This is a genomic window from Streptomyces sp. SID13666, assembly GCF_010548325.1.
GTDB classification, from domain to species: Bacteria; Actinomycetota; Actinomycetes; order Streptomycetales; family Streptomycetaceae; genus Actinacidiphila; species Actinacidiphila fildesensis.
In genome coordinates this window covers 41,977-68,512 of the sequence record NZ_JAAGLX010000008.1, presented here as the reverse complement: position 1 = coordinate 68,512, position 26,536 = coordinate 41,977, and the positions used below count along the sequence as shown (strand labels likewise).

Genomic DNA, 26,536 nt, shown 5'->3' with positions numbered 1-26,536 from the left:
AACCCGTTTGTCCCGTTCCACCCCTTGGGGTGGCTATTCTCCATGTGTCCGCCATCACCGTGCGCCGTTTTGGCCTCCGGGCCCGGCTCCGGTCCGGCAAGATGGCGGAGCCCAAAAGGGCATGGAGGAGGCGCCACCCCGATGGAGACGAAGACCGGCACAGCGGATCGAGCGGTCGACGGCTACTTGATGGCCGACTTCCCGTGGTACGGGCTGGACGAGGCGTTCACCGGACGCCGCTGGCTGACCGCGGTCGGCACCAGCGCGGACGGAACCGTGGAGCACGGCTCGATAGGGCATGGCGACGAACCGTCCATCAAGGCGGAGACCACCGACCCCCAGGCCCAGCGGTTCGCCGTGGTCGTGACGGTCGCCCGGCGTCCCGGCCGGCGCAGCTCGGACGGCACCGGCGTACTGGAGGCCACCTCGGTGTCCTCGGCGGCCTGGCTGGCGGGCTCCGGCCTGCTGTCCTGCACCTGGCCCAGCCATATGGAACGCGCACTGCGCCAGGACTGGCTCGACCAGCAGATCGCGACCGCCTGGGACCTCGCCGACGATCTGGCCGGCCCCCACTGGTCGACCCTGACGCTCCCGGTGGACGGCGAGCCCACCACGTTCCACTACCGGGAGTCCGCGTACGGCTGGGTCCTGGCGGGCTCCGCGCGCGGCGCCCATCTGGGCGCGTACGGGCGCGGCATGAGCGCGTACGGGCTGGGACTGGCCGTGGTGAAGGACATCACCTCGTACGACGGCTGACGGCCGGCATGACGGTGCCCCCGACCGCACTGCGGCCGGGGGCACCGTCATGAACTCAGAACTTGTTCCGCGGGGTGATCCCCAGCGACATACCCGCCAGGCCGCGGGCCCGACCGCCGAGCTTGCCGGCGATCGCCTTGAGGGCGAGCGCCGCGGCGGAGTCCGGGTGGCTCAGGACGACCGGGCGGCCGTCGTCGCCGCCCTCGCGCAGCCGTACGTCGATCGGGATCTGGCCCAGCACCGGCACCGTCGCGCCCGTGGTCCTGGTCAGGCCCTCGGCGACCCGCTCGCCGCCGCCGCTGCCGAAGACGTCGACGATCTCGTCGCAGTGCGGGCACGGCATCCCGGACATGTTCTCCACGACGCCGACGATCTTCTGGTGGGTCTGCACCGCGATGGACCCGGCGCGCTCCGCGACCTCGGCGGCCGCCTGCTGAGGCGTCGTCACCACGAGGATCTCAGCGTTCGGGACGAGCTGCGCGACGGAGATCGCGATGTCGCCGGTGCCCGGCGGCAGGTCCAGCAGCAGGACGTCCAGGTCGCCCCAGTACACATCGGCGAGGAACTGCTGCAGCGCGCGGTGCAGCATCGGGCCGCGCCACACCACGGGCGCGTTGCCCGGGGTGAACATGCCGATCGAGATGACCTTCACCCCGTGCGACGACGGCGGCATGATCATGTTCTCGACCTGCGTCGGCCGGCCCTCGACACCGAGCATGCGCGGTACCGAGTGGCCGTAGATGTCCGCGTCCACGACGCCGACCTTGAGGCCGTCGGCGGCCATCGCCGCCGCCAGGTTCACCGTCACCGAGGACTTGCCGACGCCGCCCTTGCCGGAGGCGACCGCGTAGACCCGGGTCAGCGAGCCGGGCTGGGCGAAGGGCACCTCGCGCTCGGCGGTGCCGCCGCGCAGATTGCCGGCGAGCTCCTTGCGCTGCTCGTCGCTCATGACGTCCAGCTCGACGGTGACACCGGTGACGCCCGGTACCCCTTCGACGGCCGTGGTGACATTCGTGGTGATCGTCTCGCGCATCGGGCAGCCCGACACCGTCAGATAGACGGCGACCTTCACGGTGCCGTCGTCCGCGATGTCCACGGATTTGACCATGCCGAGATCAGTGATCGGCTTGTGGATCTCCGGGTCGTTCACCGTCGCGAGCGCCGCGCGCACGGCGTCGGCGGTCGGAGCGGATCCGTGAATGTCGGTAGCCATACGGTCGATGGTACGGCGCTCACCGGTCGGTTCCGGCGTCGCCTTCGTCACGCCGCTCTTCCAGTTCCTTCAGCAGATCCTGGAGCTCGGAACGGATCCAGTCGCGGGTGGCGACCTCCCCGAGGTTCATCCGCAGCGACGCCACCTCCCGCGTCAGGTATTCGGTGTCGGCGATGCTGCGCTCGTTCTGTTTGCGGTCCTGCTCGTGGGTGACGCGGTCCCGGTCGTCCTGCCGGTTCTGCGCGAGCAGGATCAGCGGGGCCGCGTACGACGCCTGGAGCGAGAGCATCAGGGTCAGGAAGATGAAGGGGTACTGGTCCCAGCGCATCGAGTCCGGAGCGAAGACGTTCCACAGCACCCACAGGATGATGAGGACCGTCATCCAGACGATGAAGCGCCCGGTGCCCAGGAAGCGCGCGATCCGCTCCGAGAACCGGCCGAACTCCTCCGGGTCGTAGGCCGGCAGCAGCCGCCGCCGGGTCGGGCGGGGCTGGTCCAGGCGGACCCGGTGCCGCGGCGCGGCGGTGGAGCCGCCCGGTGTCTTCGCGCGCTCGCGCTCCACGTCAGCGGGCATCGGCGGGCCTGTTCTCGTCCGGGCGGGCCTCACCGACGTGGTACGCGCCGGCCGCGCCGTGCAGCTCGGTCTCGCGCCAGTCGTCGGGCAGCAGGTGGTCCAGCACGTCGTCGACCGTCACCGCGCCGAGCAGCGATCCGCTCTCGTCCACGACGGGCGCCGAGATCAGGTTGTACGTGGCGAGGTAGCTGGTCACCGCGGACAGCGGGGTGCCGGGCGGCAGCGGCAGCAGGTCGGTGTCGACGATGGAGCCGACCAGGGTGAAGGGCGGGTCGCGCAGCAGCCGCTGGAAGTGCACCAGGCCCAGGTACTTGCCGGTCGGGGTCTCGTCGGGCGGCCGGCAGACATAGACCTGGGCGGCGAGCGCGGGGGACAGGTCGGGGTTGCGGACCCGGGCGAGCGCGTCCGCGATCGTCGCGTCGGGCCGCAGCACGATGGGCTCGGTGGTCATCAGGCCGCCGGCCGTGCGCTCCTCGTAGGAGAGCAGCCGGCGCACATCGGCCGCGTCCTGCGGCTGCATCAGCGTGAGCAGGCGCTCCTGGTCGACCTCGGGCAGCTCGGAGAGCAGGTCGGCCGCGTCGTCCGGGTCCATCGCCTCCAGGACGTCGGCCGCGCGCTCCTCCTTGAGCTTGCCGAGGATCTCCACCTGGTCGTCGTCCGGCAGCTCCTCCAGGACGTCGGCGAGCCGGTCGTCGTCCAGGGCGGCGGCGACCTCGCCGCGGCGCTTGGGCGACAGGTGGTGCAGCACGTTCGCGAGGTCGGCGGGGCGCAGCCGCTCGAACGTGGCGAGCAGGTTCTCGGCGCCCTGTCCGTGCTCCTCCAGGGAGAAGCCGGTCACGGCGGACCAGTCCAGGGTCAGCGTCTCGCCGCGCCTGCGCAGCGCACCGCCCTTGCCCCGGCGGACGAAGACCTTGTCGATCTCCCAGTCGCGGCGGGCCGGCAGCTGCACCATCGAGATGTCCAGCACCGTCACCTCCTCGCCGGTCGCGACGATCCTGACCCGCCGGTCGAGCAGTTCGCCGAGGACCAGGGTCTCGGTCGGCCGCTGCTCGAAGCGCCGCATGTTGACGACGCCGGTGGTGATCACCTGGCCGGACTCGACGCCGGTCACCCGGGTCATCGGCAGGAAGATCCGCCGCCGGCTGACCACCTCGACGACCAGCCCGAGCACCCGCGGCGGCTTCCCGCCGACCCGCAGCATGACGACAAGGTCCCGGACCCGGCCGACCTGGTCGCCGCCCGGGTCGAAGACCGCGACACCGGAGATGTGGGAGATGAACACGCGCGGGGCACCTGCGGCCATGCGGTGCCTCCTGGCGTCGTGCGGGTCACGGTTCGTCGCTGTCAGGCTAACCCGCTCGGATCTTGGCTGCCGCACGGTGCTGCTCCGCGGGGCGGCGGCGGGAGGCGGCGGGCGACCCCGGGCAGGCACCGGGCAGGCACCGGGCAGGCCCTGGGCAGGCCACAGGCTCCAGGTCGCCCGTGGAATGGTGCGGTCCGGGTCTCGGCAGGGAGCTGTACGCTGCGGTAGCTTCGGGTCTCCCCACCACCGTTCCCCTGCCGCTGGAGGAAGAGAACACGTGTTTCCCGGCCGCCGATCCGTTGTTCTCGTCGGGGCGCTGTGCGCCGGACTGACCCTCGCCGGCTGCGGCGACCCGGACGCCGGGACCAACGGGGTCGCCAAACTGCCCCCCAAGACGATCGAGCAGCGGGCCCGCGACGCCGCCGCCGCGGCACAGACCGTCCGGCTGTCCGGCACCGTGGTCAGCAAGGGGAAGACGTACAAGCTCGACATGCGGCTGCGCGGCAACGGCGGCGTCGGCGACGTCTCGACGCAGAGCAGCACGTTCCAGCTGCTGCGGGTCGACGACGACCTGTATCTGAAGGCGGGCGCCGACTTCTACGGTGACGCCGGCTCCGACAAGAACAGCCAGGCCGCCGCGGCGAAGCTGAAGGACAAGTACGTCAAGGTGCCGGCGGGTGACCCCGCCTACCAGCAGTTCAGTGGCTTCACGGACAAGAAGGTGCTGCTCGACGCGCTCTTCGCGCTCAACGGCGAGCTGTCCACCGGCGACCACCGCAAGGTCAACGGCACCCGCACCATCGCCCTCGCCGCGGACGGCGGCGGAGGCGGCACCCTCGACGTCTCCCTGGAGGGCAGCCCCTACCCGCTGCGGTACGAGCGCGCGGGCGGCTCCGGCACCCTCACGCTCGCCGACTGGGGCAAGGACTTCGCCCTCGCGGCGCCGGACGCCGCCCATGTCGTCGACTACGGCAAGTCCGTGACAGGCACCTCGGGCGGCTGACGCCGCCCCGGCCGTACGGTCTGGCTACCGTCAGCCGCGCTTCCTGCGGCGGGCCAGCAGCCGCGGCAGCGCCTCCGGCATCGGCTGCCGGGTCGTGGCGGGCGACGGAACGGGGCCGGCCGCACCCGAGCCGTCCGGCATGGCGCCGGGCTGCTCGCTCGGCGGTCCTGACGGTACGAGCCGCAGCACCTGGCACTCACGCGCCCAGCGCACGGTCATCGTCTCGGCGTCCGGTGCGTTCAGCCGCTTGCCCTTGAGCTCCTCGACGGCGGCGGTCCACCCGTCGCTGTCGGGGACGAGCGCGGAGACGGTGGCGGGCCACGCGACCAGCCGGCCGCCCTTGTCCTTGCTGCGCACCGTCACGACCGCGGTGCCGCCGTCGGTCAGCCCGCCGAGCGGCTGCTCCCCGGGGCCGCCGCCGACCACGCACATCGCGCCGTCCACCCAGGCGTGCCACACCGCCTGCGGCGGGCGGCCGGTCGGGGCCTGGACCCAGACCAGGCCGGACTTCTTGGTGGCCTCCTCGACGAGGGCGGTCTGTTCGGCGGTTTCCGTCATGGGGCTCACCTTATTCGGTGCGCCCTTCCCCGCGGCGTGCTCCGCGGCGTTCCCTGCGGCCCTCCAGGCGGGTCCAAGCGCTGGACGACAGGAGCATGCTCTTGTCACGGCCCTTACGCTGGTCGGAGACCCAGTTCCGACCGAGGAGAACCCGTGTCCGCCGAGCCGCGCACCGTCGCCCCGCCAGTCGCCGTGCCCCCCGCGGCAGCGGTCGCGCACCGGCCGCTGGACCTGACGTTGCTGGCCGTCGCCATCGCCGGCGTCTCGTTCTCCGCGCCGCTGATCGCGGCGACCGCCGCCCCGGCGCTGGCCATCGCGTTCTGGCGGAACGCCATGGCGATCGGGGTGCTCACCCCGTTCGTGCTGCGCAGCAACCTCGGCGAGCTGCGCCGGATGGGCCGCCGCTCGCTGCTGCTGTCGGTGGCGGCGGGCGCGACGCTCGCACTGCACTTCGGCCTGTGGCTGCCGAGTCTGTCGATGACGTCGGTCGCGACCTCGACCGCGCTGTGCACCACGACCCCGATCTGGACCACGATCATCCTGCGGATACGCGGCCACCGGCCGCCCCGCATGGTGTGGGCGGGCACCCTGCTGGCCGTGGTCGGCGTCATCATCCTGACCGGTATCGACATGTCGACCGATACCCGCGCGCTGGCAGGTGACGCGCTCGCGCTGGGCGCGGGCATGGCGGCGGCCGCGTACGTCCTGCTGGGCGCCGAGGTCCGCAGGACCGCCAGCACCACCGCGTACACCTACATCTGCTACTCGACGACCGCGGTCGCGCTGCTCGTCGCGTGCCTGGTCTCCGGCGCCTCGCTGGGCGGGTACAGCGGTGAGACCTGGCTGAAGCTCGTCGCGCTCACCGTCGCCGCGCAGCTGCTGGGCCACTCGCTGCTGAACCGGGTGGTGCACGGGCTCGGCCCGTCCACCACCTCGACCGCGATCCTGCTGGAGACACCGGGCGCGGCCCTCATCGCGGCACTCTGGCTCGGCCAGACCCCGCCGGCGATGGCCTACCCGGCGCTCGGAGTGATCCTCGCCGGCCTGGCACTGGTGATCCTGGCGGACCGGAAGGCCGGCCCGGTGCCGGCAGACCTGCCGGCGACGCCCGGGGGAGCCTGACCACCACCACTGCCGGCAGCGGCCACCTACAGCCAGCCGTTCCGCCGGAATCCGCGGTGGATGCTGAAGCAGATGGCGACTGTCGCGCACAGGACCATCGGGTAGCCGTAGCGCCAGTGCAGCTCCGGCATGTGGTCGAAGTTCATGCCGTACACCCCGGTGATCATCGTCGGGACGGCGAGGATGGCCGCCCATGCGGTGATCTTGCGCATGTCCTCGTTCTGCGCGACGGTCGCCTGCGCCAGGTTCGCCTGCAGGATCGAGTTGAGCAGATCGTCGAAGCCGACCACCTGCTCATGGACCCGCGCCACGTGGTCGGCGACATCGCGGAAGTACTTCTGGATCTCGGGGTCGATCAGCCGCATCGGCCGCTCGCTGAGCAGCTGCATCGGCCGCAGCAGCGGTGAGACGGCGCGCTTGAACTCCAGTACCTCGCGCTTGAGCTGGTAGATCCGGCCGGCGTCGCCACCGCGCGCGGACTTGCCCTGCGCGGCGGAGAAGACGTCGATCTCCACGTCGTCGATGTCGTCCTGCACGGCCTCGGTGACGGCGAGATAGTCGTCGACCACCTGGTCGGCGATGGCGTGCAGCACGGCCGAGGGGCCCTTGGCGAGCAGCTCGGGGTCCTCCTCCAGCCGGTGCCGCAGCGCGCGCAGCGAGCCGTGGCCGCCGTGCCGGACGGTGATGACGAAGTGCCGGCCGGTGAAGACCATGACCTCGCCGCTCTCCACGACCTCGCTGGTCGCGGTGAGTTCGGTGTGCTCGACGTACCTGATGGTCTTGAAGACGGTGAACAGGATGTCGTCGTAGCGCTCCAGCTTGGGGCGCTGGTGGGCGTGCACGGCGTCCTCGACGGCCAGCGGGTGCAGCCCGAACACCTCGGCGATGCCGGCGAACTCCTGCTCCGTGGGCTCGTGCAGACCGATCCAGACGAAGCCCTCGCTGCGGCTGCCGGTGCGCACCTTCTCCAGCGCGACGGCCGGGTCGATGTGGTCGCTGCAGCGCGCGCCGTCGCGGTAGACGGCGCAGTCCACGACCGCGCTCGTCGCGCTCGGCGTACGGGTCGCGCCGTAGTCGTATGAAACGGCGCTCTTGCGCAGGGAGGGACGGACCACTGCACGCAGGTCACGGATCATCGACATGGCAAGCTCCTTCACGGACTGGCCGACGGCACGGAAGCCGCACTGAAATGCTGATCAAGGCAGGGTGATCACAAGGCAGTTCAGGGCGCTCTTCCGGCGCGATGCCCGCGGCGGGCGCGGATCCATGGGGAAGTGAGAACTTCCGTGTTTCCCGGCGACGGTGCCGGGTATGGAACGCGAAGACTCAGCCGGCGAGGCGGCGGAAGGAAGAGCGGGCAGGACTGCAAGGTCGACTATGATCCATGTCAACCCCACCTCCTCCGGCCGATCCCCGCTGAGGGATGACGTATACCCATGGCAGCGCCGGACTTCACGGCGGGCCAACGCCCCACCTTAGCAAGCGCCTGGAGCGCTCCTGCCCGGCTTTGCCTGTTCCATACGGTTCCCCTACCTGTCGCGGGCACGGCGGACCTATGCTCCGCGGTATGGGCGATCTTCTTCAGCTGGTCGAGGCGCGACTGCACTCGGCGTTCGGTGAGCGGCACAGCAGGGCGGCGGTGACCTTCCTCGGCACCGACCGTATCGAGGTGCTGCGCTTCGTCGACGGCGATGTGCTGCGCTACGCGACGCTCGGCATGTCGCGGCAGCCGATGAGCGATCCCCTCGCCACCGTCGCCGACCCGCTGCGCGGCCCGCGCGCCGAACTGGTGCTGTCCGTACGCGCCGGGCTCGCCCCCGTGGACCAGGTGCTGCGGCCGCTCGCCGTGCTCGCCGCCTCGCCCCAGGTCGAGGGCGTCGTGGTGGCTCCCGGCGCCTCGCTGGACGTCGGCGGACCGCTGTGGACCGGCGCGCCGTTCTCCGCCGTGCTGGTCGCGGAGCCCGGCGGCCTGGTCGAGGACCTCGGCCTGGACGAACCGCTGGACCCGGTCCGGTTCTTCCCCGTGCTGCCGATGACACCGAACGAGGCGGCCTGGAAGCGCGTCCACGGCGGCGCCGCGCTGCAGGAACGCTGGCTGAAGTACGGCACGGATCTGCGCGACCCGCTGCGGGCGTCGGTACCGCTCACCGACTGACCCGACTGACCCGACTGACCCGACTGACCCGTCCGGACCCGCCCGGACCCGCCCGTCGTACGTCCCGCCGCACGTTCCGTCCCCACAAGTCCCGCCCCTGGAGCCCGTCCCGCCGTGCGTACGGCTGATCTCTCGACGCCGGACGGGTGATCGTCCTTGACGCGGGCACGTCGCGGGAGGACCGTTGGGCTCTATGAGGGGCGAACCCAGTTGCCCGAAGTGTGGTGGCCGGGTGCGAGCGCCCGGCCTCTTCGCCGATGCCTGGCAGTGCGGCGTGCACGGGACCGTGTATCCGCTCCAGCCGGTCGTCCCGCCGAGCGTCGAGGCGCTCGGGGTGGTGGTGCACCGCGCGAAGGTACCGGTGTGGATGCCCTGGCCGCTGCCGGTCGGCTGGCTGTTCTCCGGGGTGGCCTCCGCGGGCGACGACCGCAGCGGCGGGCGGGCGACCGCCGTGGCCTGCTCCGGTCCCGGGCCGCTCGGCGGCCCCGGTGAGTTGCTGCTGATCGCCGAGGAACTGGGGGTGGGCCTCGGAGCGCGCTACGCGGGCATCCAGGGACCCGATCCCGGCCCCTCGATGTGTGTGGACCGGTCCCCGCACACCAAGGTGCTGGCCGCGGGCCGGCCCACCCCGCTGTGGCATGTGAAGGACGCGCCCGGTGACCGGGCGGTCTTCGCGGGCGAGGCGCTCGGGCTGTGGCTCTGGGCGATCGTGTGGCCCGAGCAGTCCGGGCTGATGATGTACGACGAGCTGGTGCTCACCGATCTGCGGGACGCGGGGGCGGAAGTCGACCTGCTGTCGTGCGGTGCGCTGTCTCCCCGGCTGCTCTCCTGAGATTCGCAGGTTCCCCGGCCCGCTATCCTTATTTTCCGAAAGCCTGTGCCGTATACCGCCTAGCGCCGTTGGGAGCCGTGCCGTGCGCATCGACCTGCACACCCACTCCACGGCCTCGGACGGTACGGACACCCCCGCCGAGCTGGTACGCAACGCCGCCGCCGAGGGTCTCGACGTCGTGGCGATCACCGACCACGACACGGTCGGCGGCCATGACGAGGCCGCCAAGGCGCTGTACGACCTCGGGTCGCCGCTGACGCTGGTGACCGGCGCGGAGCTGTCCTGCAAGGTCGACGGCATCAGCATGCACATGCTGGCGTACCTCTTCGACCCCGTGGAGCCCGAGCTGTTCCGGGAGCGCGAGCTCGTACGGGACGACCGGGTGCCGCGTGCGCGGGCCATGGTCGGCAAGCTCCAGGAGCTCGGCGTCCCGGTCACTTGGGAGCAGGTCGCCGCGATCGCCGGTGACGGCTCCGTGGGCCGGCCGCACATCGCGACCGCGCTCGTCGACCTCGGCGTCGTGGACAGCGTCTCGGACGCGTTCACGGACCGGTGGCTGGCCAACGACGGCCGCGCGTACGTCGGGAAGCACGAGTTCGACCCCTTCGACGCCGTACGCCTGGTGAAGGCGGCCGGCGGGGTCACCGTCTTCGCGCACCCGGGCGCCCACAAGCGCGGCGAGACCGTTCCGGAGAGCGTCATAGCCGCTCTGGCGGCGGCCGGACTCGACGGCATCGAGGTGGACCACATGGACCACGACGAGGCCACCCGGGCCCGGCTGCGCGGCTTCGCCGCCGAGACGGGGCTGCTCGCCACCGGCTCCAGCGACTACCACGGAAGCCGCAAGGCCTGTCGGCTCGGGGAGTTCGTCACCGACCCCGAGGTGTACCGGGAGATCGCGCGCAGGGCGACCGGCGCGGTCCCGATCAGCGCCGTCTAGCGCTCCTCCCGCCCCCCGGCGGCCCCGGCGCCCCGCGTCCCGCCGCCTCCTCGCCGCTCGTTCCCGCCGTGCGTCCTGATGCCCCGGCCTCAGACGCCGGCGCCCCGCCCGTTTTGCCGGCCCACCGCGGAAAGCCCCCACTGAAATGCTCGACGTCACCCTCTTCGGGTCGGTCTTTGTCACGCTCTTCGTGATCATGGACCCGCCCGGGATCACCCCGATCTTCCTCGCGCTGACCTCCGGGCGCGCCACCAAGGTGCAGCGCCGGATGGCCTGGCAGGCGGCCTCCGTCGCCTTCGGCGTCATCACCGTCTTCGGCCTCTTCGGCCATCAGATCCTCGACTACCTGCATGTCTCGGTCCCCGCGCTGCGGATCGCCGGCGGTCTGCTGCTGCTGCTCATCGCGCTCGACCTGCTCACCGGCAAGATGGACGAGCCGACCCAGACCAAGGACGTGAACGTCGCGCTGGTGCCGCTGGGGATGCCGCTGCTGGCCGGGCCCGGTGCGATCGTGACCGTGATCCTGGCGGTGCAGAACGCCCACGGCTTCGGCGAGCAGGCGTCGGTGTGGCTGGCGATCGCCGCCATGCACGTCGTGCTGTGGCTGGTCATGCGCTACTCGCTGGCGATCATCCGGCTCATCAAGGAGGGCGGTGTGGTGCTGGTGACCCGGCTGTCCGGGATGCTGCTCTCGGCCATCGCCGTTCAGCAGGTGGCCAACGGGGTGCTGGGGTTCGTGCACGGCGAGGGCTGACCCGGACGGCCCCCGTGGCGCCCACCGGACGCAGAAGCGCCCCTGTACGTCTTGCGTACAGGGGCGCCGTCGTCGAATGCTGTCTCAGATCGCCGGTCGGATGTAGATCCGCTGGCCGACGGCCGCGGCCTGTTGGACGATCTTGTTGACGGCGGCGGCGTCCACGACTGTGCTGTCCACAGCGGTGCCGTTCCGGTCGTCGAGTCGCATGATCTCGAAGCGCATGGTGCTTCTCCCTTCGTCGCACTGTCCATGAGTAGTCAACGAACCCCCTCACTAAAACATTCCCTACGCTAATGAAAACTTTTCCGAGCCTAAGTACTCACGAGTACGGGACAATGGCGGACCTATGGACAACGACAACGCGCTGGCCGCCATGGCCGCCGGTATCGAGCGCACCAACGAGCTCCTGCAGCGGGTCCTGGCCGAAGTCGCCACCACCCCCGCCACCCACGCCGTGTTCGTGGACGCCGGCTACGTCTACGCCGCCGCGGGCCGCCTCGTCGCGGGCACCGAGGACCGGCAGACCTTCGACCTGGACGCCGAGGGCATCATCGAGGCGTTCATCGACAAGGCGCGCTCGCTCTTCCCGGACAGCCGGCTGCTCCGCGTCTACTGGTACGACGGCGCCCGCCGCCGGATCCACACCCGCGAGCAGGAGCGCATCGCCGAACTCCCCGACGTCAAGGTCCGGCTCGGCAACCTCAACGCCAGCCGCCAGCAAAAGGGCGTCGACTCCCTCATCCGCACCGACCTCGAATCGCTCGCCCGGCACCGCGCCATCAGCGACGCGGTCCTCATCGGCGGTGACGAGGACCTGGTGTCCGCCGTCGAGGCGGCCCAGGGCTACGGCGCGCGGGTGCACCTGTGGGGCATCGAGGCCACCGAAGGACGCAACCAGGCGGACCCCCTCCTCTGGGAGGTCGACAGCCAGCGCACCTTCGACCTCGAGTTCTGCAAGCCGTATCTGACCCGGCGACCCGTGCCCGAGTACGGTGACGCGCCGGTGCCCTCGCGGGCGGACGTGCACTTCGTGGGCGCCCGGGTGGCCGGCCAGTGGCTCGCCGTCCGGGGCCGCGACACCCTCGCGGAACTGCTGCCCGGCCGGCCCTATCTGCCGCCGGCCTACGACCAGGAACTGCTCGTCGAAGCCGAGGGATTGCTCGGCATCTCGCTGCGCGCCCACGCCGACCTGCGACGTTCGCTGCGCGACGGCTTCTGGGACCACCTCACCGCCCAGCTCTGACTCCTCACTCGCCCTTCGGGCTCCAGAAATCGATCAGCGCCTCGGCCGTCGCCTCCGGCTGGTCCACGTTCGGTGAGTGCTCGGCGCCCTTGATGACCACCCGCCGCGCGCCCAGCCGCAGCGCCATCTCGTCGAGCCACTCCGGCGGCCACGCGTAGTCGACGTCGCCGGAGAGCACCAGCGTGCGGATCGGTACGGCGGCCAGCTCGGCGACCCGGTCGGGCTCCGCGATCAGCTGCTTGCCGGTCGCGATCAGCTGCTCGGGGACATTGCCCATCCAGCGCTGGTACAGGAACTCCGCGATGGCGGGCGGGACGTCCGGCGCGTCGGCGTTCTCCGCGTCCATGTCGCGCATCGCCTGCCAAACCGCCTCCATCCCCATCGCGGGCAGCGCCTCGACGAGCATCCGCGTCCTGGCCTGCTGCTCGGCGTCGATGGCGGCCGGCCCGGAACTCATGATCGTCAGCGACGTCCACGGCGGTGCCGCGTCGATCGCCGCCGCCCGCACGATCAGCCCGCCCAGCGAGTGGCCCAGTACGTGCACCGGACCCGAACCGCCCAGCGCCTCGGTCTGCGCGAGGACGTCGGCGGCCAGTTCGGCCTGGGTGTACGCGCTCTCCTCGGGCGGGCCGCCCGTCTCGTGCTGCCCTCTGCCGTCGACCGCGACCACCCGGTAGCCGGCCAGTGCCAGCGGTTCGAGCAGCGCGATGAAGTCCTCTTTGCTCCCGGTGAACCCGGGCACCAGCAGGGCGGTGCCCAGGACCGCCGTTCCGGCGTCCAGCACCGCGAAGTCGCCCCTCGCGGTGGCGAGGCGGCACGCACGGGCCCCTTCGGGCAGCTCCAGTGTCGGGGGTCTGCTCATGCCGTGAGATTACGCGACGCGTGTGTACGACAGGTTGCAAGCAGCGACTGCACACCGACGAACACTGACGCCCCCGGTGGAGAACCGGGGGCGTCGGCGTTGCTGGTGGTGCTGTTCCGCTGTGCTGTTCCGCGGGTCGGTCAGCTGTCGGCCGGCTCGGCCTTCGCGGGACGGGTACGGCGACGGCGGCGGGCCGGCTTGGCCTCGTCGCCCTCGGCGGTGGGAGCCTCGGCCGGAGCGGCCTCGACCACGGCCGCCGGAGCGCCCTCCGCGGCCGGAGCGCCCTCCGCTGCCGGAGCGGCGGCGCGGGTACGGCGACGGCGGCGCGGGGCCGCCTTCGCCTCGCCCTCGGTGTCCGCCACGTCGATGACCGGGGTCACGGCCGCGGCCGCATCCACCGCGGTGACGGCGGTCTCACCGGCGAGGGTCTCACCGGCACGGGTGCGGGTGCGCTGACGCGGGGTGCGGGTCCGCGGCGGACGCTCCTCGGTCACGGTCGCCGCTGCGGCGACGGCGGGCTTGCGCCCACCGGCCTTGCCGCGGCCACCGGTCTCGCCGAGGTCCTCGACGGTCTCCGCGCCGAGGCCGGCACGGGTCCGATCGGCCCGGGGCAGTATGCCCTTGGTGCCGGCCGGGATGTTGAGCAGCTCGTACAGGTGCGCGGAGGTGGAGTACGTCTCCTCCGGCTCGTCGAACGGCAGGTCCAGCGCCTTGTTGATGAGCTTCCAGCGCGGGATGTCGTCCCAGTCGACCAGCGTGATCGCGATACCGGTCTTACCGGCGCGGCCGGTGCGGCCGACGCGGTGGAGGTACGTCTTCTCGTCCTCCGGCGACTGGTAGTTGATGACGTGCGTCACACCGTCGACGTCGATACCGCGGGCGGCGACGTCGGTGCAGACCAGCACATCCACCTTGCCGTTGCGGAAGGCGCGCAGGGCCTGCTCACGAGCGCCCTGGCCCAGGTCGCCGTGGACCGCGCCGGAGGCGAAGCCGCGCTGGGCGAGCTGGTCGGCGATGTCGGCCGCGGTGCGCTTGGTGCGGCAGAAGATCATCGCGAGGCCACGGCCGTCGGCCTGCAGGATGCGGGAGACGAGCTCCGGCTTGTCCATGGAGTGCGCGCGGAAGATGTGCTGCGTGATGTTCGCGACAGTCGCGCCCTCGTCGTCCGGCGAGGTGGCGCGGATGTGCGTGGGCTGCGACATGTAGCGGCGGGCCAGGTTGATGACCGCGCCCGGCATGGTGGCCGAGAACAGCATCGTCTGGCGCTTCGGCGGCAGCATGGCCATGATCCGCTCGACGTCGGGCAGGAAGCCCAGGTCCAGCATCTCGTCGGCCTCGTCCAGGACGAGGGCGCGCACCGACTTCAGGTTCAGCTTCTTCTGGCCCGCGAGGTCCAGCAGCCGGCCCGGGGTGCCGACGACGATGTCGATGCCCTTCTTGAGGGCCTCGACCTGCGGCTCGTAGGCGCGGCCGCCGTAGATGGCCAGGACGCGCACATTGCGCACCTTGCCGGCGGTCAGCAGGTCGTTGGTGACCTGCTGGCACAGCTCACGGGTGGGGACGACGATCAGGGCCTGCGGCCCGTCGGGGAGGTCCTCGGCCTTGGCGCGGCCGGCCTCGACGTCGGCGGCGACCGTGACGCGCTCGAGCAGCGGCAGGCCGAAGCCCAGCGTCTTGCCGGTGCCGGTCTTGGCCTGGCCGATGATGTCATTGCCCGCCAGGGCGACCGGAAGGGTCATCTCCTGGATCGGGAACGGATTGATGATGCCGACAGCCTCAAGGGCTTCGGCGGTCTCGGAAAGGATTCCGAGGCTGCGGAAAGTCGTGGTGGTCAGGATGCTTGCCTCTTCTGTGAGACGCGGCACTGGGCTGTGAGGGGGGTCGAGCGTCCGCGTCCGGAAAGGAACGCCGGGCGCTGACCGCGCAGGTGTCGTCCAGCCGTGGGTGGCTGAGAAGCGCGGGACCGCTGCCCTCGCACATGCCGCGAGTGGGCCCCTCCTGCTGTCAGGAGGGCGGTCGGTGTAGGAGCCGATCGGGCCACCGACCGGGCATCCAGATACTGCGTACAGTGCACAGGAAATTGCCGAAAATCGGCGGAGTGCATTACCACTCTACCCCGGAAACACGCAGCTGCACCCGATCAAATGTTTCGGCGGGGGCTACGGGGGTGGTCCGGCGGGACCCGGACTTGGCTATTGTGCGCAGCATGGAGACGCCTGACGAGACGACCGCACCTGCCACCGGAATCGCTGCCCTGGACTGGGCCGGAGCTTCCGCGGACCCCCACTACCGGGCCGCGGTGGTGGATCTGCTGGGTGCGCTGGCCTACGGCGAACTGGCCGCGTTCGAACGCCTCGCGGACGACGCGAAGCTCGCGCCGGAGCTTGAGGACAAAGCTCAGCTGGCGGCCATGGCGGCGGCCGAATTCCACCACTTCGAGCGGCTGCGGGACCGGCTTTCCGAGATCGGGGCCTCCGCGAAGGAAGCCATGGAACCCTTCGGCGCCGCGCTGGACGAGTTCCACCGGCAGACCGCTCCGTCGGACTGGCTGGAAGGTCTGGTCAAGGCCTACGTCGGCGACTCGATCGCCTCGGACTTCTACCGCGAGGTCGCGGCGCGGCTCGACACCGACACCCGCACGCTCGTGCTGGCCGTACTGGACGACACCGGCCACGCCAGCTTCGCCGTCGAGAAGGTCCGCGCCGCCATCGAGGCGGACCCGCGGGTCGGCGGCCGGCTCGCGCTGTGGGCGCGGCGGCTGATGGGTGAGGCGCTGTCACAGGCGCAGCGCGTCGTCGCCGACCGGGACGCGCTGTCCACGATGCTCGTCGGGGGAGTGGCCGGCGGTTTCGACCTGGCCGAGGCCGGCCGGATGTTCACCCGGATCACCGAAGCGCACACCAAGCGGATGGCGGCACTCGGGCTGGCCGCCTGACCCTCGCTCAGGCCTGGTCCTCAGCTGTGGTCCTCAGGCCCGCCCCGCGACCGAGTGGCGGAGAAAGCGCCGGTCGTCAGCGGGGCGGAGGAGCAGGCTGAGCAGCGCCGCCGCGACGAGCGCCGACACCGGAAGCGTCACGGCCGCGTGGCCGGCGCCGAGAACCGTACGGGTGATCAGACCTCCGACCAGGGCCGCGATCGGACCGGTGGCGAGGACGAGGACGCGGGACGGGAAGCGTTCGGGCAAGAAGTGCGTGGCGGCGTAGGCGATGCCCAGACCGAGCGCGGCGAATGCGACTGCTTCCCACATGTACGGGGTCCTTCCCGAGGGGGCCGACCGTTGCATAACGGTCCTACCCCTTCGGGGAGCCGGACAAAACGGAGGGCTCGCACCCGATTACGGTGCGAGCCCTCCGCCGTCGTCACATCGACGCGCCGAAGCCGACCTTCCGGCTGGCGGGCTGGCCGATCTCCACGTACGCGATCTTGGCTGCGGGGATGAGGACCTTGTGGCCCTTCTCGTCCACCAGGCTCAGGAGCGGCGACGCGCCGGAGAGGGCGTCAGCGACGGCCTTCTCGACCTCCTCGGCCGACTGCACGCTCTCGATGCTGATCTCGCGCGGCGCGTGCTGCACGCCGATCTTGACCTCCACGGCTCTGTACCTCCAGGTCTGGCGGTGTGCGCGTCTTCGCGCCGTACGCAGGAAACACTAGCCGGGCTCGGAGGGGTGGAATCCGAAGATGATGAACGCCGGTAGCGAACAGCGACGGGGAATAACCGGCGGTGGCCGTCCGCGGGCAGCCGTCAGTGCTGGCCGGCGGCCGTCAGTGGTGGCCGTCGGTGCCGTGCAGCGGGAAACCGGCGATACCGCGCCAGGCCAGCGACGTCAGCAGGTTGACGGCGGTGTCCCGGGGGATCTGGCTGTTGCTGGAGAGCCAGTAGCGGGCCACGACCTGGGAGACGCCGCCGAGGCCGACGGCCAGCAGCATCGACTGTTCGCGGGGCAGCCCGGTGTCCTCCGCGATGACCTCGCAGATCGCCTCGGCGCACTCCAGCGAGACCTTGTCGACGCGCTCGCGGACCGCGGGCTCGTTCGTCAGGTCCGATTCGAAGACCAGCCGGAAGGCGCCGCCCTCGTCCTCCACGTACGCGAAATAGGCGTCCATGGTCGCCTCGACGCGCAGTTTGTTGTCGGAGGTGGAGGCCAGTGCGGTACGCACCGCTTGCAGCAGTGACTCGCAGTGCTGGTCGAGCAGCGCCAGATACAGCTCCAGCTTGCCCGGGAAGTGCTGGTAGAGCACCGGCTTGCTGACGCCGGCCCGCTCGGCGATGTCGTCCATCGCGGCGGCGTGGTAGCCCTGGGCGACGAACACTTCCTGGGCCGCGCCCAGGAGTTGTTCGCGACGGGCCCGGCGGGGCAGGCGGGTGCCGCGCGGGCGTGCCTGAGTGTGCTCGATGGCTGTCACGCCGCCTCCCAATCTGTTGAAGGAACACTGCGGGTGCCATCGTACTTTTCGGTAACGGGGCTGTGCGCGGTGCGAGAGCACATTCTCACTACCTGGAACCTTTCAGCGATAGTCCTCCTCGTCCAGGTTGACGACACGACGTTGTTCCGCGACGTCCGCGGGATCGGCGGACGCGACGGGCGAATCGGAGTCCTCCCCGGCCGGGACGTCGTCGCGGTGGACGACATCGGTGTGCTGCTCGGCGGCATCGGCTTCGGGGGTTTCGATGTCCATCTCGATGGCCGGATCGTCGGCGGCGGCCTCGAATTCATCCTCGGAAATCTGGACTTCGTCGGACACGGTGACTCCCTTCCTTACTGTCGAGCGTAGGAGCGCGGGGTCCTGAGCGCAGCCTGTGAGGGCGAACACACAGGCGCATGCGTGATCGTCTCGTAACATTGCCCCATGTCCTCGACGGAGTCTCCTCAAGCTGCGATCGCTCCCGCAGCCGTCCCCCCGCAGGGGCCGCGGCTCGGACCAGGGGAAACGCAGCGAAATGTGAGCCTGCCCGGTCTCTCTCTGGTGGTCCGCGAGCGGACCTCGGAGCGCGACGGACTCGAACCGGCCGTTCTTGTGCACGGACTGGGCGGTTCGTCGCAGAACTGGACACAACTGATGGACCGGCTGGCCGACCGGCTCGACAGTCAGGCACCGGATCTGCCCGGCTTCGGCTTCTCGCCGCCGCCGGACGACGGTGACTACTCGATCGCCGGACACGCCCGGGCGGTGGTGCGGCTGATCGAGTCGGGCGACCGTGGCCCGGTCCATCTGTTCGGCAACTCGATGGGCGGCGCGGTGGCGACGAAGGTCGCGGCGGCCCGTCCCGACCTGGTCAGGACGCTGACACTGGTCTCGCCCGCGCTGCCGGAGCTTCCGCCGCAGCGCACCGCGTGGCCGACGGCGTTCGTCTCGATGCCGGGGATCCCGGCGCTCTATCTGCGGGCGACCAAGGACTGGCCGGCCGAGCGGCGGACCCAGGAACTGCTCACGCTGTGTTACGGCGACGCCTCGTCGGTCGGTGACCGGGCGCGGGCTGAGGCGGTCGAGGAGTACGAACGGCGGATCGCACTCCCGTACTTCTGGGATGCGATGGTCCGTTCGACACGGGGCATCGTCAACGCGTACACCTTGGGTGGACAACACTCTCTGTGGCGGCAGGCGGAGCGGGTACTCGCGCCGACGCTGCTGGTCTACGGGGGGCGCGACAAGCTGGTCTCCTTCCGGATGGCGCGGAAGGCGTCCCAGGCGTTCCGCGACTCCCGGCTGGTGACGCTGCCCGACAGCGGGCACGTCGCGATGATGGAGCACCCTGACGTGGTGGCACGGGCCTTCCGGGACCTGCTCGATCAGACGGACGGTCACGTGGTGAACGAAAAGACGGGCGCTCGCGTAATGAACGACACGACGAGCGACGCGGCGAGCAGGAGCTGATTGAGGGCGTGGGGAAACACAGCGCGGGCGGCGGCCGGCAGAGCCGCGACAACGACATATCGAGCACCCTCGGTGGCGGTCGTGCAGGCCAGGGCCGCAGACGCCGGGGTGACGTCGGCGTTCCCGTCTCCGTCCCGTCCCAGGCTCCGGCGCCGGGTGCCCGCTACGACGGCGGTTACGTCGTCGGCGACCACCCGGACTCCCGCCCGCACCCCGAGCACCGTGAGCACGCCGCCTGGGGCGCTCAGGACGGCTGGGCGGCGGAGAGCGGCCGTGGCCGGAGCACCGGCTACCGGCCGGACGAGCTCCCGGACCCGTACGACACGGGTCAGTGGCAGACGTTCGACGAGCCCGTCCTCCCCGTCCCGGATCCGTACGACACCGGTCAGTGGCAGACGTTCCAGCAGTCCGTCCACCCCGTCCAGGACCCGTACGACACCGGCCAGTGGCAGACGTTCGACGAGCCGGTCCTCCCGCCGCAGTCCTTCGAGGCCCCGCCCGGCCGCCGGATACCCCGGCAGCGCGTCGAGCAGGAGACGGTTCCGGAGCCGGAGCCCGTCCTGGACTCCGACCTGCCGGAGGCCACGGCCGCCGACACCGGCCGGAAGAGCGGTGGCAAGGGCCGTACGTTCACCGGGATCGCCGCCGCCGCGGTGGTGACGGTGCTCGCCGTGGTCGTCGCCGGGCAGGTCGGCAGCGGTGGCGCCGGACACAGCGAGGCCGGGGCCTCCGACGGCGCGACCCGCGACGGCAGCGACGCGGCCTCACGGTCGAAGGACCGTCCGACGCCCGGCGTCGCACCCTCCAACGCACCCGCCGTGGCCGTCGCCGGCTACGACCAGCTGATGGCCAGGCAGTACCCGCTCGACGCCAAGCTGGCCCTGAGCGGCCAGTTCCAGACGATGCCGGGACACGACCCGGCGCCGGGCAAGGGGAAGGTGCTGCGCTTCCGGGTGGACGTGGAGAAGGGCCTGCCGCTCGATTCCGCGCTCTTCACCCGGACGGTCTTCACCACCCTGAACGACGACCGGAGTTGGGGGCACGGCGGGACCAAGACGTTCGAGCGGGTGTCATCGGGCCCCGTCGACATCGTCGTCACGCTCGCCAGCCCCGGCACCACTGCCAAGTGGTGTGCGAAATCCGGCCTGGACATCACCGTTGACAATGTGTCATGTGACGCCGCGTCGACCGAGCGCACCATGATCAACGCGTTCCGCTGGGCACAGGGCGCCGTCACGTTCGGCCCCGACCGGATGCACGAGTACCGGCAGATGCTCATCAACCATGAGGTCGGCCACCGGCTCGGGCACGGCCACGTCGGCTGCCCGAAGGCGGGCGAGCTCGCGCCGGTCATGATGCAGCAGACGAAGTTCCTGTCGCTCGACGGCGGCCCCACCTGCAAGCCCAACGCCTGGCCGTTCCCGAAGGCCTGACCAGCGGTTTCGACCGCCTGAGCACGAATGATCCCGCCGACCGGATTTTGACATCGGCGGGATCGTCGTTCACTCTTCTCCCATGTCGCACCGCCACGCACCCGAGGACGCCAGCATCAAGCTGGTGCTCATCGGCGTGGCCGAAATCTGCGTAGCCGACATTCTCTGTCGGTGACCCACGGTTCGGTCGCGTAGAGGCTTTCCGCCTCCGCCCCGAGCTGTCCATCCGTGGGCAGACGCACCCCCTGAGTTCGAGCCATTTCTCCGTTGAGGGGAAGCGGCTGCTGCTGCCCGCGGGTATTCGTTGAATCCTGCCGTCATACCTCGCAGCCGCGAAAGGCCGATCTCTCATGCGTCAACTGTCCCTCATATCCCGCCGCGTGGCAGCGGTAGCCGTTGGTCTGGCCCTCGCCGGAGGGGCCGCCGCCTGCGGCCCGAAGGACAGCGGCGGCGCCAAGGCCTCCACCGACGCCAAGCCCGCCAAGGGCGGCACCCTCTACGTGCTGAACAACCAGGCGCAGGAGGACTTCGACCCGGCCCGCCTGTACACCTCGGGCGGCGGAAACGTTCCCTCGCTGGTCTACCGCACGCTCACCACCCGCACCCGGGCCAACGGCGCCGAGGGCTCGAAGGTCGCCGCGGACCTGGCCACCAACACCGGCGAGCCGAGCAAGGACGCCACCGTCTGGACGTACCACCTCAAGGACGGCCTGAAGTACGAGGACGGCTCGCCCATCACCACCGCCGACATCAAGTACGGCATCGAGCGCTCCTTCGCGGCCGAGCTGTCCGGCGGCGCGCCCTACCTGCGCGACTGGCTGATCGGCGGCGCCGCGTACCAGGGCCCGTACAAGGACAAGAACGGACTGGCCTCGGTGGAGACGCCGGACGCCAGGACGATCGTGTTCCACCTGAACAAGCCCGAGGGCGAGTTCCCGTTCCTGGCCACGCAGACCTCGTTCGCCCCGGTGCCGAAGGCGAAGGACACCGGCACCAAGTACGCCGAGCACCCGGTCTCCTCGGGCCCGTACAAGGTGATCAAGAACGAGAACAACGGTGAGCACCTGGTGCTGGAGCGCAACCCCAACTGGTCGGAGGCCACCGACGACCAGCGCAAGGCGTACCCGGACAGCATCGACGTCCAGTCGGGTCTCGACCAGGCCGTGATCAACCAGCGGCTGTCCACCGGCACGGGCAAGGACGCGGCGGCCGTCACCACCGACACCAACCTCGGCCCGGCCGAGCTGGCCAAGGTCAACGGTGACAAGGCGCTCGCGAGCCGGGTCGGCACCGGCCACTTCGGCTACACCGACTACATCGCCTTCAACCCGAAGGTGAAGCCGTTCGACAACCCGAAGGTGCGCCAGGCCATCGCGTACGCGGTCAACCGCACCACCGTGGTCAACGCGGTCGGCGGCTCCTCGCTCGCCGACCAGGCCACCACGTACCTGCCGGAGCAGGCGTCCTTCGGCTACACGCCGTACGACCCGTTCCCGGCCGGCAAGACCGGGGACCCGGTCAAGGCCAAGCAGGTGCTGGCGGAGGCCGGCTACCCGAACGGGATCACCGTCTCGCTCACCCATGACGTCACCAAGGCCGACGAGCAGGGCCCCGAGGTCGCCACGGCCGTCCAGGACGCGCTGAAGGCGGCGGGCATCACCGTCAAGCTCGACGGCCAGGAGCACAAGGCGTTCAGCGACAAGATCCACAACGTGTCGACCGAGCCGGGCTTCTTCCTCACCGGCTGGGGTGCGGACTGGCCGTCCGGCGGCCCGTTCCTCGGCCCGATCTTCGACGGCCGGCAGATCGTCAAGGACGGCTCCAACTTCAACAACGCGCAGCTCGACGACCCGGCGGTCAACAAGGAGATCGACGAGATCAACAAGCTGACCGACCTCAAGGCCGCGGCGGTCCGCTGGGGCGCGCTGGACAAGAAGATCGGCGAGCAGGCCGTCACCGTGCCGCTCTTCCACCCGGTCTACAAGCGGCTGTTCGGCAAGGACATCAAGAACGTCGTGATCAGCGACTGGACCGGCGTCCTGGACATCTCGCAGGTCTCGGTCAAGTGACCACCCAGGACCTGACGGCCGTCGAGGCGGGGGCGGCCGGCAACCCGGCCGCCCCCGCCCCGGGGGCCCGGCAGGTCTGGCGGCGGCTGCGCGCCCAGCGCGCGGCCGTCGCCGGGACCGCCGTCATCGCACTCCTCGTCCTGGTGGCGCTCGCCGCACCCCTGCTGAGCGCCATCGAGGGTCAGAACACCACGGCCTACCACCCCGAGCTGGTCGACTCCGCCTCCGGCGGCGTACCGCTCGGCTCCTTCGGCGGGATCAGCGGCGACCACTGGCTCGGTGTCGAACCCGGCACCGGGCGTGACATGTTCTCCCGGCTCGTGCACGGCGCCCAGATCTCGCTGGCCGTCGCACTCGGCGCCACCCTCGTGCAGATCCTCGTCGGCGTCGGCACCGGCCTCGCCGCCGGGCTCGGCAACCGCTTCGTGGACAACCTGCTCAGCCGCGTCACCGACGTCATGATCACCATGCCCGCGCTGGTCTTCGCCATCGCGCTGATGGCCGTGGTGCCCGACAGCTTCCCGCGCCCGCTGCTGCTGGCGCTCATCATCGGCTTCGTCGCGTGGGGCAGCATCTCCAAGCTCGTCAGGGCCCAGGTGCTCAGCCTCAAGTCCCTGGACTACGTGGCGGCCTCCCGGCTCGCCGGCTCCGGCACCTGGCGGATCGCCCGCCGTGAACTGCTGCCGTCACTCGTCGCACCGGTCATCACGTACGCCGCCCTCCTCATCCCGGCGAACATGGTCATCGAGTCCGGGCTCTCGTTCCTCGGCATCGGCGTGAAGCCCCCCACCCCGTCCTGGGGCCAGATGCTCTCCAGCGCCAACACCTGGTACGAGGCCGATCCCGCGTACGTGCTGCTGCCCGCCGCGATGCTGTTCATCAGCGTGCTCGCCTTCACCGTGCTCGCCGACGGCATCAGGACCGCCCTCGACCCCCGGGCCGCCAGCCGGCTCCGCATCGGCACCGGCCGCAAGCGCGAGGAGGCCGCGTCATGATCCGCTTCCTGCTGCGCCGCACGGTCTCCGCCGCGGTGGTTCTGCTGGTGCTGGCCGTCGTGCTGTACGCCGTGTTCTACCTGGCGCCCGGCGACCCCGCGCAACTGTCCTGCGGGCCCAAGTGCTCGCCCGCCCAACTCGTGCAGATCCGCGAGCAGATGGGCCTGAACGACTCGGTGTACGTACAGTTCTGGCACTTCCTGCAGGGCATCGTCACCGGTCACGACTACAGCACCGGCACCGGTACGGTGCACTGCTCCGCGCCCTGCTTCGGCCAGTCGTACCGCACCGGCGAACTCGTCAGTGACATCCTCGTCGCCAAGCTGCCCGCCACCGCCTCCCTCGCCATCGGCGCGATGGTGCTGTGGCTGCTGCTCGGCATCGGCACCGGCGTGCTGTCCGCGCTGCGCCGCGGCCGGCCCACCGAACGGCTGCTCACCGGGCTCACCCTCGCGGGCACCGCCACCCCGGTGTTCATCATCGGCATCCTGCTGCTGATGCTCTTCTGCTCGGTGCTGCAGTGGCTGCCCTACCCCTCCTACGTGCCGTTTACCGACGACCCGCAGCAGTGGGCCTGGAACCTGCTGCTGCCCTGGCTGGCGCTCGCCCTCGTCGAGTCCGCCAAGTACGCCCGGCTGACCCGCAGTTCCATGCTGGAGACGCTCGCGGAGGACCACATCCGCACCTTCCGCGCCTACGGCGTCAGCGAGCGCGCGATCATCGGACGGCACGCGCTGCGCGCCGCCCTCACCCCGGTGATCGCGCTGTCGGCGCTCGACCTGGGCACGATGTTCGGTGGCGCGCTGCTCACCGAGTCGCTGTTCAACGTGCCGGGGCTGGGCCAGAAGCTCGTGCAGTCCGTCGAGCTCAAGGACCTGCCGGTCGTGGTGGGCATCGTGCTCGTCATGGGCTTCGCCGTCGTCATCGCCAACGCCGCCGCGGACGTGCTCTACGCGCTGGCCGACCGAAGGGTGGTGCTGGCATGAGCGCGGCCACCGATTCCGCAGTGGATCCCGCCGCCACGGCCGGCCTCGCCGAGCCGCTGGTGGAGGTCAGGGACCTCGTCATCGACTTCCCCACCGCGTCCGGCACCGTACGGGCCGTCGACGGTCTCAGCTTCCGGCTCGAAGCGGGCGGCGCCCTCGGCATCGTCGGTGAGTCGGGATCCGGCAAGAGCGCCACCGCGTACGCCCTGCTGGACCTGCACCGGGGGACCGGCGCGCGGACCGGCGGCACCGTACGGGTCGCCGGGACGGACGTCCTCGGCGCCGACGACACCGAACTGCGGCGGCTGCGCGGCGGCCGGGCGGCGATGGTCTTCCAGGACCCGCTCTCCTCGCTCGACCCGTACTACGCGATCGGCGACCAGATCGCCGAGGTCTACCGCGTCCATGTGAAGGCCACCCGGCGGGCCGCCCGCGAGCGGGCCGTCCAGGTGCTGGACCGGGTCGGCATCCCGGACGCGGCCCGGCGCTCGCGCGCCCGGCCGCACGAGTTCAGCGGCGGCATGCGGCAGCGCGCGCTCATCGCCATGGCGCTGGCCTGCGAACCACGGCTGCTGATCGCCGACGAACCGACCACCGCACTCGACGTCACCGTCCAGGCCCAGATCCTCGACCTGCTGCACGAGCTGCGCGCCGAGACCGGCATGGGGCTGCTGCTCGTCACCCACGACCTGGGTGTCGTGGCCGGCAGCGTCGACGACGTACTCGTCATGCGGAACGGCACCGCCGTCGAACGCGGCGCGGTGAGCGCCGTCCTGGACGACCCGCGCGAGCCCTACACACGGGCACTGCTCGCGGCGGTGCCGCAGGTGGACGCGGCGCGGCCGGTCGTCCTCGTGAAGCAGCGGACGGGCGACGAACGGAAGGCTGCCGTGGAAGCGCCGCTTCTCGAAGCGGTCCGTCTGCGGCGGGAGTTCGGCAAGCGCCAGGACACCGTGACCGCCGTGGACGGCGTGTCGCTGACCGTCCAACGCGGCGAGACGCTCGGTATCGTCGGGGAGAGCGGCAGCGGGAAGACCACCCTCGGCCGGATGCTGGTGCGGCTGCTCGACCCCACGGCCGGTGAACTCCGTTACGACGGCCGGGACATCGGCAAGCTCGGCGACAAGGCGCTGCGACCGCTGCGCCGCGAGCTGCAGATGGTCTTCCAGGACCCGGTCTCGTCGCTGAACCCGCGGCGCAGCATCGGCGAGTCGATCGCCGACCCGCTGCGGGCGGCGGGGGAGCTTTCGGACAAGGCGGTCGTCGAGCGGGTGCGGGAACTGCTGGAGCGGGTCGGTCTGGAGCCGGACTGGTACCACCGGTACCCGCACGAGTTCAGCGGCGGCCAGCGGCAGCGGGTCGGGATCGCGCGGGCGCTGGCACCGGCCCCGAAGCTGATCGTCTGCGACGAGCCGGTCTCTGCGCTCGACGTGACGACGCAGGCCCAGGTCGTCGCGCTGCTCGGTGAACTGCAGCGTGACCTGGGGCTCTCGCTGGTCTTCATCGCGCACGACCTGGCGGTGGTGCGGCAGGTCAGCGACCGGGTCGCGGTCATGCGCGCCGGGAAGATCGTCGAGGAGGGGCCGGCGGACGCGGTGTACGACTCGCCCCAGCACGCGTACACCAAGGGCCTGCTGGCGGCCGTGCCCGTGCTCGACCCGGTCGAGTCCGCGGCGCGGCGCGCGAGCCGGAAGGGGCTCGCCGAAGTCTGAGAAACGCTTCCCGGGAGTCCGGGAAACGCTTCCTGCCGGAGCGCGGCACGGTCGCGGACAGGGTGAGTGGAGTGTGTTGTTCCGCGCACCCTAAGCGACGACAACGCGTTGTGGTGCGAGAAGTTACGACCGTTCACCCCTTCTGGTGG

The 26,536-nt window shown here is 70.9% G+C and carries 28 protein-coding genes; 16 read left to right on the top strand and 12 right to left on the bottom strand.

Annotated elements, in window-relative coordinates:
* The first annotated feature begins 141 nt into the window (after window positions 1-141).
* Complete coding sequence (locus G3I60_RS14090; RefSeq protein ID WP_138350999.1) at window positions 142-756, top strand: hypothetical protein; 615 nt, start codon at window positions 142-144, stop codon at window positions 754-756.
* A 55-nt stretch (window positions 757-811) separates the two neighbouring features.
* On the opposite strand, the gene G3I60_RS14085 is transcribed toward G3I60_RS14090, so the two are convergent.
* Genes G3I60_RS14085 through G3I60_RS14075 form a run of 3 tightly spaced genes read right to left on the bottom strand, consistent with a single transcriptional unit; the run spans window position 812 to window position 3,846 of the window.
* Window positions 812-1,969: an Mrp/NBP35 family ATP-binding protein gene (locus G3I60_RS14085; protein WP_138350998.1), complete on the bottom strand. Its 1,158-nt coding sequence runs from the start codon at window positions 1,967-1,969 to the stop codon at window positions 812-814.
* A gap of 19 nt (window positions 1,970-1,988) precedes the next feature.
* Window positions 1,989-2,543 (bottom strand): DUF1003 domain-containing protein, encoded by a 555-nt coding sequence (locus G3I60_RS14080; RefSeq protein WP_138350997.1) that lies wholly within the window; start codon window positions 2,541-2,543, stop codon window positions 1,989-1,991.
* Window positions 2,533-3,846, bottom strand: coding sequence for a CBS domain-containing protein (locus G3I60_RS14075; RefSeq protein ID WP_138350996.1), 1,314 nt, complete (start codon window positions 3,844-3,846; stop codon window positions 2,533-2,535). The genes G3I60_RS14080 and G3I60_RS14075 overlap by 11 nt, the downstream gene beginning before the upstream one ends.
* Window positions 3,847-4,123: 277 nt before the next feature.
* Here G3I60_RS14075 and G3I60_RS14070 point away from each other — a divergent pair, with 277 nt between their 5' ends.
* Window positions 4,124-4,849 carry a hypothetical protein gene (locus tag G3I60_RS14070; protein ID WP_164295276.1) on the top strand — a complete coding sequence of 242 codons (726 nt, stop codon included), beginning with the start codon at window positions 4,124-4,126 and terminating at the stop codon, window positions 4,847-4,849.
* A gap of 30 nt (window positions 4,850-4,879) precedes the next feature.
* On the opposite strand, the gene G3I60_RS14065 is transcribed toward G3I60_RS14070, so the two are convergent.
* Window positions 4,880-5,407: a hypothetical protein gene (locus G3I60_RS14065; RefSeq protein ID WP_164295275.1), complete on the bottom strand. Its 528-nt coding sequence runs from the start codon at window positions 5,405-5,407 to the stop codon at window positions 4,880-4,882.
* 192 nt (window positions 5,408-5,599) lie between these two features.
* Between G3I60_RS14065 and G3I60_RS14060 the strand changes: the two genes are divergently transcribed.
* Window positions 5,600-6,529 (top strand): DMT family transporter, encoded by a 930-nt coding sequence (locus G3I60_RS14060; protein WP_244809859.1) that lies wholly within the window; start codon window positions 5,600-5,602, stop codon window positions 6,527-6,529.
* 26 nt (window positions 6,530-6,555) lie between these two features.
* Here the strand turns inward: G3I60_RS14060 and G3I60_RS14055 are convergent, their stop codons facing one another.
* Window positions 6,556-7,671, bottom strand: coding sequence for a magnesium and cobalt transport protein CorA (locus G3I60_RS14055; protein ID WP_138350992.1), 1,116 nt, complete (start codon window positions 7,669-7,671; stop codon window positions 6,556-6,558).
* Between the two features lie 425 nt (window positions 7,672-8,096).
* Between G3I60_RS14055 and G3I60_RS14050 the strand changes: the two genes are divergently transcribed.
* From G3I60_RS14050 to G3I60_RS14035, 4 genes are all read left to right on the top strand, one after another.
* Window positions 8,097-8,684, top strand: a complete 588-nt coding sequence (locus G3I60_RS14050; RefSeq protein ID WP_138350991.1) for a suppressor of fused domain protein — start codon at window positions 8,097-8,099, stop codon at window positions 8,682-8,684.
* Between the two features lie 193 nt (window positions 8,685-8,877).
* Window positions 8,878-9,516, top strand: a complete 639-nt coding sequence (locus G3I60_RS14045) for a DUF6758 family protein (protein ID WP_164295274.1) — start codon at window positions 8,878-8,880, stop codon at window positions 9,514-9,516.
* Between the two features lie 82 nt (window positions 9,517-9,598).
* Complete coding sequence (locus G3I60_RS14040; protein ID WP_164295273.1) at window positions 9,599-10,456, top strand: PHP domain-containing protein; 858 nt, start codon at window positions 9,599-9,601, stop codon at window positions 10,454-10,456.
* Between the two features lie 145 nt (window positions 10,457-10,601).
* On the top strand, window positions 10,602-11,210 hold the full coding sequence (locus G3I60_RS14035; protein WP_138350988.1) for a MarC family protein: 609 nt from the start codon (window positions 10,602-10,604) through the stop codon (window positions 11,208-11,210).
* Window positions 11,211-11,294: 84 nt separating this feature from the next.
* Here the strand turns inward: G3I60_RS14035 and G3I60_RS44575 are convergent, their stop codons facing one another.
* Window positions 11,295-11,435 (bottom strand): hypothetical protein, encoded by a 141-nt coding sequence (locus G3I60_RS44575; protein ID WP_203672895.1) that lies wholly within the window; start codon window positions 11,433-11,435, stop codon window positions 11,295-11,297.
* 124 nt (window positions 11,436-11,559) lie between these two features.
* Here G3I60_RS44575 and G3I60_RS14030 point away from each other — a divergent pair, with 124 nt between their 5' ends.
* The gene (locus tag G3I60_RS14030) at window positions 11,560-12,456 is read left to right on the top strand and encodes an NYN domain-containing protein (protein WP_138350987.1); all 897 of its coding nucleotides are present in this window, start codon (window positions 11,560-11,562) and stop codon (window positions 12,454-12,456) included.
* Window positions 12,457-12,460: 4 nt separating this feature from the next.
* Here the strand turns inward: G3I60_RS14030 and G3I60_RS14025 are convergent, their stop codons facing one another.
* Window positions 12,461-13,318: an alpha/beta fold hydrolase gene (locus tag G3I60_RS14025; RefSeq protein ID WP_164607181.1), complete on the bottom strand. Its 858-nt coding sequence runs from the start codon at window positions 13,316-13,318 to the stop codon at window positions 12,461-12,463.
* Window positions 13,319-13,458: 140 nt separating this feature from the next.
* A complete protein-coding gene (locus G3I60_RS14020; RefSeq protein ID WP_239069816.1) occupies window positions 13,459-15,057 on the bottom strand; it encodes a DEAD/DEAH box helicase in 1,599 nt (532 codons plus the stop codon).
* A 467-nt stretch (window positions 15,058-15,524) separates the two neighbouring features.
* Here G3I60_RS14020 and G3I60_RS14015 point away from each other — a divergent pair, with 467 nt between their 5' ends.
* Entirely contained in the window at window positions 15,525-16,253 is a 729-nt protein-coding gene (locus G3I60_RS14015; RefSeq protein ID WP_138350985.1) for a ferritin-like fold-containing protein, read from the top strand.
* Between the two features lie 33 nt (window positions 16,254-16,286).
* On the opposite strand, the gene G3I60_RS14010 is transcribed toward G3I60_RS14015, so the two are convergent.
* The 4 genes from G3I60_RS14010 to G3I60_RS13995 form a co-directional block, all read right to left on the bottom strand.
* A complete protein-coding gene (locus G3I60_RS14010; protein ID WP_138350984.1) occupies window positions 16,287-16,565 on the bottom strand; it encodes a hypothetical protein in 279 nt (92 codons plus the stop codon).
* Window positions 16,566-16,677: 112 nt separating this feature from the next.
* Window positions 16,678-16,908: a DUF3107 domain-containing protein gene (locus G3I60_RS14005; RefSeq protein ID WP_138350983.1), complete on the bottom strand. Its 231-nt coding sequence runs from the start codon at window positions 16,906-16,908 to the stop codon at window positions 16,678-16,680.
* 172 nt (window positions 16,909-17,080) lie between these two features.
* Window positions 17,081-17,722 (bottom strand): TetR/AcrR family transcriptional regulator, encoded by a 642-nt coding sequence (locus G3I60_RS14000; protein ID WP_138350982.1) that lies wholly within the window; start codon window positions 17,720-17,722, stop codon window positions 17,081-17,083.
* A 102-nt stretch (window positions 17,723-17,824) separates the two neighbouring features.
* Window positions 17,825-18,061 carry a hypothetical protein gene (locus tag G3I60_RS13995; protein WP_138350981.1) on the bottom strand — a complete coding sequence of 79 codons (237 nt, stop codon included), beginning with the start codon at window positions 18,059-18,061 and terminating at the stop codon, window positions 17,825-17,827.
* A gap of 105 nt (window positions 18,062-18,166) precedes the next feature.
* Here G3I60_RS13995 and G3I60_RS13990 point away from each other — a divergent pair, with 105 nt between their 5' ends.
* The 7 genes from G3I60_RS13990 (at window position 18,167) to G3I60_RS13965 (ending at window position 26,387) form a co-directional block, all read left to right on the top strand.
* Complete coding sequence (locus G3I60_RS13990) at window positions 18,167-19,192, top strand: alpha/beta fold hydrolase (protein WP_164295272.1); 1,026 nt, start codon at window positions 18,167-18,169, stop codon at window positions 19,190-19,192.
* Window positions 19,193-19,200: 8 nt separating this feature from the next.
* Complete coding sequence (locus G3I60_RS46790) at window positions 19,201-20,625, top strand: DUF3152 domain-containing protein (RefSeq protein WP_343241269.1); 1,425 nt, start codon at window positions 19,201-19,203, stop codon at window positions 20,623-20,625.
* Between the two features lie 82 nt (window positions 20,626-20,707).
* Complete coding sequence (locus tag G3I60_RS47065) at window positions 20,708-20,800, top strand: Ms4533A family Cys-rich leader peptide (RefSeq protein WP_368860151.1); 93 nt, start codon at window positions 20,708-20,710, stop codon at window positions 20,798-20,800.
* A 175-nt stretch (window positions 20,801-20,975) separates the two neighbouring features.
* Entirely contained in the window at window positions 20,976-22,694 is a 1,719-nt protein-coding gene (locus G3I60_RS13980; RefSeq protein WP_138350979.1) for an ABC transporter substrate-binding protein, read from the top strand.
* 11 nt (window positions 22,695-22,705) lie between these two features.
* Window positions 22,706-23,689: an ABC transporter permease gene (locus tag G3I60_RS13975; RefSeq protein WP_164607196.1), complete on the top strand. Its 984-nt coding sequence runs from the start codon at window positions 22,706-22,708 to the stop codon at window positions 23,687-23,689.
* Window positions 23,686-24,675 (top strand): ABC transporter permease, encoded by a 990-nt coding sequence (locus G3I60_RS13970; RefSeq protein ID WP_164295271.1) that lies wholly within the window; start codon window positions 23,686-23,688, stop codon window positions 24,673-24,675. The genes G3I60_RS13975 and G3I60_RS13970 overlap by 4 nt, the downstream gene beginning before the upstream one ends.
* Window positions 24,672-26,387, top strand: a complete 1,716-nt coding sequence (locus tag G3I60_RS13965; protein WP_164295270.1) for an ABC transporter ATP-binding protein — start codon at window positions 24,672-24,674, stop codon at window positions 26,385-26,387. The genes G3I60_RS13970 and G3I60_RS13965 overlap by 4 nt, the downstream gene beginning before the upstream one ends.
* Window positions 26,388-26,536 lie beyond the last annotated feature (149 nt).